At 45.4% G+C, this 12,650-nt stretch carries 10 protein-coding genes and 4 tRNA genes; 2 read left to right on the top strand and 12 right to left on the bottom strand.

Annotated elements, in window-relative coordinates; translation table 11 throughout:
* Window positions 1-429: 429 nt before the first annotated feature.
* The 8 genes from PGW99_RS02595 to secA all read right to left on the bottom strand — a co-directional run bounded on the left by PGW99_RS02595 (window position 430) and on the right by secA (window position 6,779).
* A tRNA-Pro gene (locus PGW99_RS02595) sits at window positions 430-506 on the bottom strand.
* Window positions 507-531: 25 nt separating this feature from the next.
* Window positions 532-607, bottom strand: a tRNA-His gene (locus PGW99_RS02590).
* A gap of 36 nt (window positions 608-643) precedes the next feature.
* Window positions 644-720 (bottom strand) — tRNA-Arg (locus PGW99_RS02585).
* Window positions 721-765: 45 nt separating this feature from the next.
* Window positions 766-842, bottom strand: a tRNA-Pro gene (locus PGW99_RS02580).
* Between the two features lie 153 nt (window positions 843-995).
* Entirely contained in the window at window positions 996-2,060 is a 1,065-nt protein-coding gene (gene nadA / locus PGW99_RS02575) for a quinolinate synthase NadA (RefSeq protein ID WP_273778546.1), read from the bottom strand.
* A gap of 153 nt (window positions 2,061-2,213) precedes the next feature.
* A complete protein-coding gene (gene argJ, locus PGW99_RS02570; RefSeq protein ID WP_273778545.1) occupies window positions 2,214-3,434 on the bottom strand; it encodes a bifunctional glutamate N-acetyltransferase/amino-acid acetyltransferase ArgJ in 1,221 nt (406 codons plus the stop codon).
* A gap of 162 nt (window positions 3,435-3,596) precedes the next feature.
* Entirely contained in the window at window positions 3,597-3,914 is a 318-nt protein-coding gene (locus PGW99_RS02565) for a hypothetical protein (RefSeq protein WP_273778544.1), read from the bottom strand.
* Window positions 3,915-4,064: 150 nt separating this feature from the next.
* Entirely contained in the window at window positions 4,065-6,779 is a 2,715-nt protein-coding gene (gene secA / locus PGW99_RS02560) for a preprotein translocase subunit SecA (RefSeq protein WP_273778543.1), read from the bottom strand.
* A gap of 340 nt (window positions 6,780-7,119) precedes the next feature.
* Between secA and PGW99_RS02555 the strand changes: the two genes are divergently transcribed.
* On the top strand, window positions 7,120-7,761 hold the full coding sequence (locus tag PGW99_RS02555; protein WP_273778542.1) for a peroxiredoxin: 642 nt from the start codon (window positions 7,120-7,122) through the stop codon (window positions 7,759-7,761).
* Between the two features lie 162 nt (window positions 7,762-7,923).
* Complete coding sequence (locus PGW99_RS02550; RefSeq protein ID WP_273779409.1) at window positions 7,924-8,502, top strand: dual specificity protein phosphatase family protein; 579 nt, start codon at window positions 7,924-7,926, stop codon at window positions 8,500-8,502.
* 17 nt (window positions 8,503-8,519) lie between these two features.
* On the opposite strand, the gene PGW99_RS02545 is transcribed toward PGW99_RS02550, so the two are convergent.
* From PGW99_RS02545 to trpA, 4 genes are read right to left on the bottom strand one after another with little or no spacing between them, the layout of a single operon-like run.
* The gene (locus PGW99_RS02545; protein WP_273778541.1) at window positions 8,520-9,590 is read right to left on the bottom strand and encodes an SPOR domain-containing protein; all 1,071 of its coding nucleotides are present in this window, start codon (window positions 9,588-9,590) and stop codon (window positions 8,520-8,522) included.
* Window positions 9,581-10,867, bottom strand: a complete 1,287-nt coding sequence (gene folC, locus PGW99_RS02540) for a bifunctional tetrahydrofolate synthase/dihydrofolate synthase (RefSeq protein WP_273779408.1) — start codon at window positions 10,865-10,867, stop codon at window positions 9,581-9,583. The genes PGW99_RS02545 and folC overlap by 10 nt, the downstream gene beginning before the upstream one ends.
* Window positions 10,861-11,757 carry an acetyl-CoA carboxylase, carboxyltransferase subunit beta gene (gene accD, locus PGW99_RS02535; RefSeq protein WP_273778540.1) on the bottom strand — a complete coding sequence of 299 codons (897 nt, stop codon included), beginning with the start codon at window positions 11,755-11,757 and terminating at the stop codon, window positions 10,861-10,863. The genes folC and accD overlap by 7 nt, the downstream gene beginning before the upstream one ends.
* Complete coding sequence (gene trpA, locus PGW99_RS02530) at window positions 11,754-12,557, bottom strand: tryptophan synthase subunit alpha (RefSeq protein ID WP_273778539.1); 804 nt, start codon at window positions 12,555-12,557, stop codon at window positions 11,754-11,756. The genes accD and trpA overlap by 4 nt, the downstream gene beginning before the upstream one ends.
* Window positions 12,558-12,650: the final 93 nt, after the last annotated feature.

Below are 12,650 nucleotides of genomic sequence, written 5' to 3'. Positions count from 1 at the left end.
GTCAGAAAGTCAGAAAGTCAGAAAGTCAGAAAGTCAGAAAGTCAGAAAGTCAGAAAGTCAGAAAGTCAGAAAGTCAGAAAGTCAGAAAGTCAGAAAGTCAGAAAGTCAGAAAGTCAGAAAGTCAGAAAGTCAGAAAGTCAGAAAGTCAGAAAGTCAGAAAGTCAGAAAGTCAGAAAGTCAGAAAGTCAGAAAGTCAGAAAGTCAGAAAGTCAGAAAGTCAGAAAGTCAGAAAGTCAGAAAGTCAGAAAGTCAGAAAGTCAGAAAGTCAGAAAGTCAGAAAGTCAGAAAGTCAGAAAGTCAGAAAGTCAGAAAGTCAGAAAGTCAGAAAGTCAGAAAGAGCACACCAGCCCAGATCGCTGCTGTCGAGAGAAAATCGTGTTTTATTAAATTTTAGACATAAAAAAACCGCTTAACGCGGATCTTTTAAATTGGTCGGAGCAGTAGGATTCGAACCTACGACCCCCTGGTCCCAAACCAGGTGCACTACCAGGCTGTGCTATGCTCCGAAACGTTTCCAATCTTATCAAAGATTGGGGTGAATGACGGGATTCGAACCCGCGACAACTGGAATCACAATCCAGGGCTCTACCAACTGAGCTACATCCACCATCAAATATTTGGTTCTTAATACCAAGCGACCAAATGGCGCGCCTGACAGGATTCGAACCTGTGACCATCCGCTTAGAAGGCGGATGCTCTATCCAACTGAGCTACAGGCGCTTAATCGATGATAAAATACCATGCGATAACTCTGCCTTGAAGAATTGGTCGGAGCAGTAGGATTCGAACCTACGACCCCCTGGTCCCAAACCAGGTGCACTACCAGGCTGTGCTATGCTCCGATTCATCTCAGCTTTCGCTGTATCGCACATCGTGCGGTACGGTGTGCATTCTAGGCGTGACGCCCAGAGACGTCAACACCTATATTTAAAAAAAGTTAAAAATCAGCTTCAAATGTATATTTATACAGCATTTTTAGCATTTTTTGATCAATATCAGCGTTTTAAGCTTGCACTAAACGCCAACATACGATCAAGCGGCACTTTGGCACGCTGTGCCAACACTGGATCCACATGAATTTCCTGATCACCTTTCTGCAATACTTCTAGAATGCCATCGAGCTCATTCATAGCCATCCAAGGGCAATGCGCACACGAACGGCAAGTCGCACCTTCACCCGCTGTTGGGGCTTCAATTAGGATTTTGTTTGGCACAGCCTGCTGCATTTTATAAAAAATGCCACGATCTGTTGCCACAATTAGACGCTCATTCGGTAAAGTCTGCGCGGCTTTGATTAATTGGGAGGTACTCCCCACTGCATCAGCAATTTCAACGACCGATTCTGGTGATTCTGGATGGACTAAAACAGCTGCATCTGGATACAGCGCTTTCATATTAGCGATTCCGCGTGAACGGAATTCTTCATGCACGATACACGCACCATCCCAAAGCAGCATATCTGCACCGGTTTTTTTCTGGATATAACGACCTAAATGCTGATCCGGTGCCCAGATAATTTTTTCACCCAAACTATCCAGATGCTCAACAATTTCTACCGCACAACTTGAAGTCACCACCCAATCCGCACGAGCTTTTACTGCAGCTGAGGTATTGGCATACACTACAACCGTATGATCAGGATGCTCATCACAAAATTTGCTGAACTCATCCACAGGGCAACCTAAATCAAGGGAACAAGTTGCTTCAAGGGTAGGCATCAAGATGGTTTTTTCTGGCGATAAAATCTTGGCCGTTTCACCCATGAATTTCACCCCAGCAACGACCAGCGTAGATGCTGCATGATCACGACCGAAACGTGCCATTTCCAGTGAATCCGACACACAACCACCCGTCAGTTCAGCCAACTCCTGAACTTCTGGATCACAATAATAGTGCGCAACAAGGACAGCATCACGTTTTTTGAGTTCCGCTTTAATCTGCTCGAATTTCTGTTGTTTCGCTTCATCAGTGAGACGAATTTCTTTCGGCTCTCCTAAACGATCCAAATGCGCTTGTACAATAGATTTTGCTTCATTCGCAATTAAAGTCGCATCATTCATAAAACGTCTTCTCTATCCATTCACCAGTCATCAACTGGCATTTACACTTAGGTAAGTCACCACGCTGTACCTTAAAGTACATATGGGGATTTACATCAAAAGATCAATCGTGAAAAAAGCCTCAAGAATGAGGCTTTACTGAAATGAGGTGAATCAGGAGCGGTAATCCGCATTGATTTTGACATAGTCATAAGACAAGTCACAGGTATACACTGTATCTTTGGCCTGACCACGGCCTAGGTCAACACGGATGGTCAATTCTGTCTGCGCCATGACGCGTGCACCTGCTTCTTCAGTATAATCCTCTGCGGCACCACCATCTTTGCAGATCTGGACATCGTCGAGCCACACCTGAATTTTTTCAACATCCAAATTTTTTACCCCGGCATAACCAATCGCAGCCAGAATACGTCCCCAGTTTGGATCAGAAGCAAAGATTGCAGTCTTAACCAATGGAGAATGCGCAATGCTATAGGCAATGTCGCAACATTCCTGAGTATCAGCACCACCTTCTACAGTAATGGTAATAAATTTGGTCGCACCTTCACCATCTCGCACAATTAGTTGCGCCAGACGTTTCATGATCTGGGTCAAAACATCCAACACGACCGCATAACGCGTATCATCGGCTGAAGTAATTTCCGTACCGCCCGCTTGACCTGTCGCCGCAAAAATACAGGAGTCATTGGTCGAGGTATCACCATCGACAGTTATCCGGTTAAATGACTGTTCTACAGTCGTGCTAAGTAGCTGTTGTACCAAGGCACGTGAAATTGGCGCATCGGTCGCCACAAAACTGAGCATGGTGGCCATATTCGGACGGATCATACCCGCGCCTTTTGAAATGCCGGTCATCGTGTAAGTGATGCCATCCAGTTCAAACTGCTCAGAAGCACCTTTCGGTGTCGTGTCTGTGGTCATAATTCCGGTTGCAGCATCCACCCAAGCTTCCGCATTCAGCGTATTTAAAGCCGGTTGCAAACCAGAAAGTAAACGCTCCATTGGCAATTGCTCACCAATTACACCGGTTGAGAATGGCAAGATTTCCGCGGGGCTCACACCCACTAATTCAGCCAGTTTTTCACAGGTTTTTTGCGCATTTGCCATGCCGGTTTTACCTGTCCCTGCATTGGCATTGCCGGTATTGATCACTAAATAACGTGAGTTGGTTTGTGCCAAATGAGCTTTACACACATGCACAGGCGCTGCACAAAACGCATTTTGGGTAAAGACGCCCGCTACATTTGTACCTTCAGCAAATTCAAAAATCACCAGATCTCGGCGGTTCGGATAACGCACATACGCTTCTGCTGAGCCAATCTTTACCCCGTGCACCACATGCATGTGTGGCATCGTTACGTCACCAACCGCCATTTTTAAACGTCCAATGAATATGTTGTGGAAAAAACTCACAGCTTAGTGGAAATGCAGCTAAAAATCGAGAGTCAGACGACATTTCACCTATTTTCTGTGCATGTGTTTTTTATCAAAATAAAAAACCGGTCTGCAGACCGGTTGATACACAACTTGCAAGCATTAGTTCGCCGCCAATTGCCCAGGAACAGACAGCAAGACTTGTTTGGCTTTTTCCTGACTCGCTGCGGACAATGCGGGATTGTTAGCCACAATACGCTTGACAGTATTGGCATCCGCGGCAGTAATATTTGCAGTCTTCAAAATGACAGGACGATCGCCAGTATTACTCAAGGTATAGCGAATACCCGTACGTGGGCTAATTAAAGTGGTTGTGGTTTTCTGTACTGTTGGGATAGTGGCGATCTGCGGTGTATTGGCAAAACTTATCACTGGCAGTAGCAATGTAGCCACACATAAACTGCTTAATCCTGTTTTCATACGGTATTCCTGCTGTCCGAATGCAATGTGCAAGTTAATAGCATGCAACGCTCTTCGGCTGCAAATACTAATTGTCCTTTGTAATATCCGGTAAACATAAAAAAGCGGAATCAAAATTCCGCTTTTTTCTCTGACTGACGATCTAGATGATTAGATTTTGCCGTGACACTGTTTGTATTTCAGTCCAGATCCGCAAGGACACGGTGCATTACGGCTTGCAGGCGGTGTAAAGTGGGCTGTTGGAGCGGGCTGTGCATCCTCTTGTGGATGAAGTTCGCCGGTCAGACCATCGACTTCATCATGGGCAAAACTCAACTTCATCGCTTCCGCTTGCGCCTGTTGTTGCGCTTCTAACTCGGCCAGTTCTTCTGCAGTTGGCACATGCACACGCGAAAGATCGGTTACGACATCCGATTTGATCACACCCAACATATTCACAAACAGGTTAAAGGCTTCCTTCTTGTATTCCTGCTCTGGATTTTTCTGCGCATAACCGCGTAAATGAATCCCCTGACGCAAGTAGTCCATCGCAGCCAGATGATCTTTCCAGTGACGATCTAGCGAGCTCAGCATGAAATGGCGCTCAAGCATCGCTGCAGACTCATCCCCCATCTGTTCACGACGTTCACGATAGCGTGCAATCACTTCATCAGTGATTCGCGCCACTAATCCTTCTTCATCCAGGCGACGGTCATCCTCAAGCCATTGCTGAATTGGCAGATCAATTGCCAAATCCACACGCAAGGCATTTTCCAGACCCGGAATATCCCACTGATCGTGAATCGATTCAGGTGGCACAAAGTTGGCAATCACACCCTGCATCACATCACGGTGCATTTCTTCAACATAGTCCTGCAATGTGTTTTCTGCCAGTACATCATCACGTTGTGAATAAATGATCTTACGCTGTTCATTATTCACATCATCATATTTCAGCAGGTTCTTACGAATGTCAAAGTTACGCGCTTCCACTTTACGTTGGGCATTTTCAATCGAACGGCTGACCATCTTGTGTTCAATGGCTTCATCTTCTTGTAAGCCCATCGCACGCATCATGCCCACCACACGGTCACCGGCAAAGATACGCATCAAGTCATCTTCAAGTGACAAATAGAAGCGTGATACGCCTGGATCGCCTTGACGACCGGCACGACCACGGAGCTGATTGTCAATACGGCGAGATTCGTGACGTTCTGAACCGATAATATGCAGACCACCTGAGCTCAAGACCATGTCATGGTCCTGTTCCCATTCCGCTTTTAAACGTGCTTCATCTTCCGCAGTTGGGTTTTCCAGTTTCGCAAGCTTGGCTTTCCAGTTACCGCCGAGCAGAATGTCGGTACCACGGCCCGCCATGTTGGTGGCAATGGTGACCGCATTCGGACTACCGGCTTGCGCAATGATATCCGCTTCACGTTCATGCTGTTTGGCATTCAAGACTTCATGCTGAATACCCGCCTCAAGCAGTTTTTCCGAGAGGATTTCACTGGCTTCAATGGTTGCGGTACCGATCAGGATCGGTGCAACACCAGCTTCACGGATGTTGCGAATTTCATTGATGATCGCGTTATATTTACCATTACGGTTTAAATAAATTAAATCGTTAAGGTCTTTACGGATCATTGGTCGATGCGTTGGAATAATCACCACATCCAGACCATAAATCTCTTTCATTTCCGCCGCTTCGGTATCGGCAGTACCGGTCATACCAGAAAGTTTCTTATACAGACGGAAATAGTTCTGGAAAGTCGTGGTAGCCAGTGTCTGGTTTTCTGGCTGGATTTCTAAGCCTTCTTTGGCTTCAACTGCCTGATGCAGACCTTCTGACCAGCGACGCCCCGGCATAGTACGGCCAGTATTTTCATCCACAATGATGACTTCACCTTCATGGATGATGTAATGCACGTTACGCTGATACAGATAATGCGCACGAATGGCTGCCGTCACGTGATGCACTAGATTCAGATTCGCGGCAGAATACAGACTTTCACCTTCTGCCAGTAAACCCATCTCAATCAGTTCTTGCTCGACAGTTTCAAAACCGGCTTCGGTCATTTCCACCGAACGCTGTTTTTCATCAATCCAGAAATGACCGCCATCAGCAACTTTTTCTTCTTTTTGCGGATGCAGTTTAGGTGGAATACTGTTGATCGCGGCATACAGCTGTGAAGAGTCTTCACTTTGACCAGAAATGATCAACGGTGTACGTGCTTCATCAATCAAAATGGAATCGACTTCATCGATAATGGCATAGTGCAGACCGCGTTGTTTTTTCTCGGCCAGTGAAAACACCATGTTGTCACGCAGATAGTCGAAACCGAATTCGTTATTGGTACCGTAGGTAATATCAGCTTGATAGGCTTGTGCCTTTTCCACCGGGTTTTGCATCGAGTAAATTGTCCCAATGCTCAAACCAAGAAATTCAAACAGTGGACGGTTTAACTCGGCATCACGTTGTGCCAAGTAATCATTTACGGTAATGACATGTACGCCCTGACCACTTAACGCATTCAGATAACAGGCCAAGGTTCCCATCAGGGTTTTACCTTCACCGGTACGCATCTCGGCGATTTTACCTTCATGCAGGGTAATACCACCGATGAGCTGTACATCATAATGACGCATGCCCATCACACGCTTCGCAGCTTCACGACAGACCGCAAAAGCTTCCGGCAATAAAAGATCGAGGCTTTCGCCTTTTTGATAACGTTGTTTGAATTCTGGAGTTTTCGCAGATAAGTCCGCATCGCTTAAAGCTGAGATCGTCGGCTCGAGCGCATTGATTTTATCGACAATTTTACGCATCCGCTTGAGTTCGCGCTCATTTTTTGTACCGAAGATACCTCCGATCAGACTTGCCAACATGAATAAACTCTCTAAATCTTGCTTGTCAAATGAATAAATTTTTTCTCAGCCGTTATTATGGAGCTAGAAATGTGAAGTACAAGGGCCTTGCACCCTACAAATTAAAAAATCCTAAGGATAGGTTCTAGCGCCTATTCGGTTGGGCATTGCACAATTTAACAAATTTACCGCCGACATACATCGACTACAGGCGTTTTTTTCTGCATGATTTTTACGATCATTGATCCAATCATATTCACTATTTTCATAAAGAAATAGAAAAACCATATTTTTATTTGCTAAAGAATTGCGCCATAGTCGTTTCATCCCAAAAATAAACCCATATCATGAGGACCAAAGAATGACACTGTGTTTAGGCGATACCGCACCGAATTTCCAACAGCAATCGAGTGAAGGAATTATTGATTTCTATGAGTTTCTAGGTGACAGCTGGGGCGTTTTATTTTCCCATCCAGCGGATTACACCCCAGTCTGCACAACAGAGCTCGGCTTTACCGCCAAACTGAAAGATGAGTTTTCCAAACGCAATGTGAAAGCGATTGCACTTTCTGTTGATGATGTAGAGTCACATCACGGCTGGATTCAGGATATTAATGAAACGCAAAACACCACCGTGAACTTCCCGATCCTTGCCGATCAGGATCGTAAAGTGTCTGATCTGTATGGATTCATTCATCCGAATGCTAGCGACACCTTAACTGTACGATCTTTAGTGATTATTGATCCAAATAAAAAAGTCCGTTTAATCATCACTTATCCAGCTTCAACAGGACGTAATTTCCATGAAGTCTTGCGCGTGATCGATTCCTTGCAGCTCACAGACAACTACAAAGTGGCCACACCAGCAAACTGGCAACAAGGTGAAGAGGTTGTGATTGTGCCATCGATTAAGGATGAAGCCGAGCTTAAACAACGTTTCCCTCAGGGTTACAAGGTAATTAAGCCCTATTTACGTTTAACTCCACAGCCAGACAAACACTGATTTTTTAACCTTTCTTCCTTTTCTCCAAGCCTATCCAACATCGATAGGCTTTCTTTTTTATTAATCTTTGACATCAGGCTGACCGATTGTCATTTTTTAATTTAATACTTCTAATGAGATGCTATAACAGAACACGATTGCACCACGATGCTCAACATTACTATGAATCAAAAAATTATCAGTCTACTGCTCTGCTTAAGCCCACTTTCAGGTTGTATGACCACGACAGCATTACCAGAACAACAACGTCCAAACACTTGGGCGACAGCCCTCTCTACCCCATACAATTTCTATCAGGTCGATGCAGGATTGTTCCGTAGTGAACAGCCTCAAGCTGCTTTATTGCCATTATTGCAACAGCAACAGATCAATCTGGTCATCAATCTTCGTTCTAGTAACCTCGATCAAAAACTACTGCCTCAGCACGGTATTGAGGTCGTTCATGTCCCGATTCATACTTGGGCGATTGATCGTGAAGACTTATTGCAAGTCATGCAACAGATACAACGAGCACAACAACAGAATAAGAAAGTACTCATTCATTGCTATCATGGTTCTGACCGTACCGGCGCGAGTGTGGCGATGTACCGGATTATTTTTCAGCAATGGCCGATTGCTGAAGCAGTGCGGGAAATGAGACAGGGAAATTATGGCTTTCACCCGATCTGGTTCAATATCGAGGCACTATTTCAGCCTGAAAATGTAAAATGGATTCAACAGCAACTGTCGAATCCATCATAAAGCGAAGATGATCTGATTTATCGCTTGTCGAGCGGCACCCAGTCAATGACCCAGGCAGATTTCATATTCAAGCTAGCATCACTGGTAATTTTGCGACGTGTCACATCTGCCGTATCACGATCTTTAGCAGGTCCCACCATAATACGAATCCCTTTAGAAGTCGGACTGGTGGTAATTTTATAACCTTTAGCACGCAGCTTCGACACAATTGCATCAGCATTGGCCTGATTTGCGGCCAGTGCAACTTGTACCATCCAGTTTTTATCACCATTTTCTAGCAAATCACGGGCTTTCGCTGCTTCCGCCTTTTTCTTGGCTTCTTCCTCAGCTTTACGTTTTTTCGCTTCGGCACGTAGCTTTTCAGCTTCAGCCTGTTTTTTGGCGGCTGCCTTGGCTTCTTCTATCTTTTTACGTTCAGCTTCTGCTTTACGCTCCGCCTCAGCCTGACGCTGAGCAACAAGCTTACGTTCGGTTTCTAGCTTACGTTGGGCATCGGCAAGTTGTCGCTTTCGCTCTTCTTCCGCCTTCTTGCTGGCTTCTAATTTTTGAGCCGTTTCAAGCTGACGTTTTTGTTCTGCTAGTTTTTTCTCAGCCTCTAGCTTTTGCTGTTCAGTCTTTTTTAGTTCCGCAGTGCGCTTCTCCTCCGCAAGCAAATTGTTTTTGGCTTTTTGTTCTTCTGCCAACTCGGGAGGAATATTGTCTGAACTCTGTTGTGCTGGTGTACGCAAGGCATTCAAAGCCGCATACTCTTCCGCGGCTTTACGGGCAGCCTCAGCTTCAGCCTGTTGTTGCATTGCTAGAAATTCAGCAGCACGGGCTTCCTGTTCTGCGACTGCTTTTTCACGGGCACGGCGTTGCTCTTCAAGCAATCGCTTTTCAGTTTCAACATCGACTGTTAACGACTGAAATTGTGCCTGAGCATTATTTTGTGCTGGATTTTTTTGTTCTAGCTGTTCAGCAGGTGCAGAGGTCTGAATATTTTTTTGATGTATTTCTTGATTACCTTTTAGAAGTAATGCTGCCAATAAAACACCGCCACCTAATATAACAACGCCACCCATCCAACGCTGTCTGTTATTCATTGACATTCTTCCAAATACTCCCAGACCGCTTCTAATGTATGAAACGAACCGCACACCAAAATTAATTGATTATTTTTAGTCTCGTCCAAGGCTGCTTTAAAGGCCTGTTGAATCGTATCATATTGCACAACTGCTTCACCTTGCAAAGCGTGTTGTAGCTGTTCAATTGGTGCTGCACGGGGTACTTGTAATGGCGCAATTTTCCATTGTGTAATTGAGCCTTTCAACAAGTTGACCACAGCCGCAATATCTTTGTCAGCCAGCATGGAAAAGACCGTCACGACTTCGCTGTACTGTGTATGATATTTTAAGAAATTGCGCAATTGCTTTAACAAAAACTCTACACCATGCGGATTATGCCCCGCATCAAAAATGACGGTTTTATTTGCAATCTGACACTGTTCAAAACGACCTGCTAAATGTGCGGTCGTAATCCCTTGAGCAATAGCCGCCTGGCTGATCTGCAAACCACTAAGCAAAGCAGCAGCCACAGCCGTCGCGATATTTTCTAGTGCCAATGTGCCTACAGGTAATTTTAGCGTAGTACCCGGTGCAGCCAATATCCAACTTTGGCCATCTTCAGCCATTTGATAGAAGTAATCACGTTCCGCAACATACAGTTTGGCTTGGCATTCTTCTACTTTTTGCTGGATTGCCTGCGGAAGGGTTTGCAATCCACCGAATACGACAGGGATCTGTGGACGAATAATACCGGCTTTTTCAAAGGCAATTTTTTCGATGCTGTCGCCCAACCAGTCTGTATGATCCAGACCAATATTGGTGATCACCGCCAAATCAGGATCAATCACATTGACCACATCAAGACGCCCACCCAAACCAACTTCGAGTACCCAAACGTCACAATGCTGCTGTTTAAAAATGACAAAAGCGGCCAGAGTGGTCGCTTCAAAAAAAGACAGGCTTAAATCACAGGCACGACGTGCCTGATCCACTTGTACGAACGCTTCAACCAGAATCCGATCATCCACCTCAATACCCGACAATTTAACGCGCTCATTAAAGCGGTAAATATGCGGAGATTGATACAGTCCGACTTTATAACCTTGCGCCGTGAGTATGGCCGCCAAAGTAGTCGTGGTTGAACCTTTACCATTGGTTCCAGCAACCGTCAGCACTTTAGCCTGAGGTTGAGTGATTCCGAGTTTCTCCGCGACAGGCAAGACGCGCTCAAGGCCCAAATCAATGCCTGTGACGTGTACATGGCTCCAATAATCGAGCCATGTGTCTAAGGTATCCGTTACAAGTGGAGCGTTGTTCAAGATAAGTTCATCAGTTTCGCAATAATACGATATACAGTATCACGTAATGCGTGACGATGAACAATCTGATCAACTACACCATGCTCAAGCAAGTATTCAGCACGCTGGAACGGTTCTTCTAGCTTTTCACGAACTGTTTGCTCGATTACACGTTTACCTGCGAAACCGATCATGGCTTTAGGCTCAGCAATATGCACATCGCCCAACATCGCCAATGATGCCGTTACACCACCGTAGACTGGATGAGTCAAAACGACAATATATGGCAAACCGGCATCTTTCATTTTTTGAATTGCAGCAGAAGTACGTGCCATCTGCATCAGAGATAACATCCCTTCCTGCATGCGTGCACCACCTGAAGCTGCAAAGCAGATTAAAGGTTGACGCATTTCAATCGCACGTTCAGCGGCTTGAACAAAACGGTCACCCACAACAGTACCCATTGAGCCACCCATGAAGTCGAATTCAAAGGCACAAGCAATCATTGGAGTATTTTTCAGTGTACCTTGCATCACCACAAGCGCTTCGGTTTCACCCGTTTTGCTTTGTGCTTCACGCATACGCTCTGGATAAGGCTTGCTATCGACAAAATGCAAAGGGTCTTTGGCAACAAATTCCTGACCAAGTTCGTGTTGTACATGGTCAAAGAACCAGTTTAAACGATCACGCGCTTTCATACGCAGATGCTCGTCACATTGCGGGCAAACATGCGCATTAAACGAGATGGCAGTCAGCGTCACCAATGAATGGCACTCAGGGCACTCAATCGTTGGCTCGGTTAACGTAGATTTAAGTGCTTGTTGCTCATCGGCCTTTTGGATACCTGGCACTGCACGTGCAGTCCATGGCGTCGATGGGCTAAGAATTTTCCCTGATTTCACTTCTTGATTCATACTAACTCATCGAGCGCAGCTCGAAGCTCCTTGACTTTATTAACCGTTTGTTCTACGGCTTGTTCTGGTGCCAATGTTGCAAATTGTTTGACAAATGCACTTCCGACAATGACCGCATCGGCAACACTACCCATCGCTTTCGCAGAAGCAGCATCGCTAATTCCGAAACCCACACCCACTGGCACATCAGTCACCGCTTTGATTTTCTGGATGCGTTCTGCTGCTTCAGCAACATCCAGTGTGGCTGCACCTGTTACTCCCTTCAGGGAAACATAATAAATAAAACCACGTGCCTGTTTCACCACATGCTGGATACGCTGATCGGTTGATGTTGGCGCAAGGAGGAAGATTTGATCCATATCATGCTGTTTCAGCACGGTATCAAAATCTGTGGCTTCTTCTGGCGGCAAGTCCACCAGCAATACGCCATCCACACCACATTCTTTGGCTGTTGAAACAAATTTTTCATAGCCAATTACTTCAACTGGGTTCAAATACCCCATCAAAACCACCGGGGTATCCTGGTCTTTTTGACGGAATTCTTTCACCATATTCAACGCATCCAGGGTATTGGTTCCCCCTGCCAAAGCGCGTTCCGCAGCCAGTGAAATCACTGGACCATCTGCCATTGGGTCTGAAAATGGCAATCCAAGTTCAATTACATCTACCCCTGCTTCAACCATTTGATGCAATAACGGCACCGTTACTTGAGGTTGAGGGTCACCTGCCATGACATAAGAAACCAGGGCCTTACGCTGTTGAGATTTGATCTGATCAAAACGGGTGGCTAAACGTGACATAGGGTTGTAATTTCCTTGAATTGTTTAAAACTGAGGAGTTGGTTTTGTAGAAATACAAGACATCGCATTGTAACGCTATTTTTCGCCACTTGC

Source organism: Acinetobacter sp. GSS19, assembly GCF_028621895.1.
GTDB lineage: Bacteria > Pseudomonadota > Gammaproteobacteria > Pseudomonadales > Moraxellaceae > Acinetobacter.
Note: the sequence above shows the minus strand (reverse complement) of the source record. Positions and strands in the feature narration are given on the sequence as shown.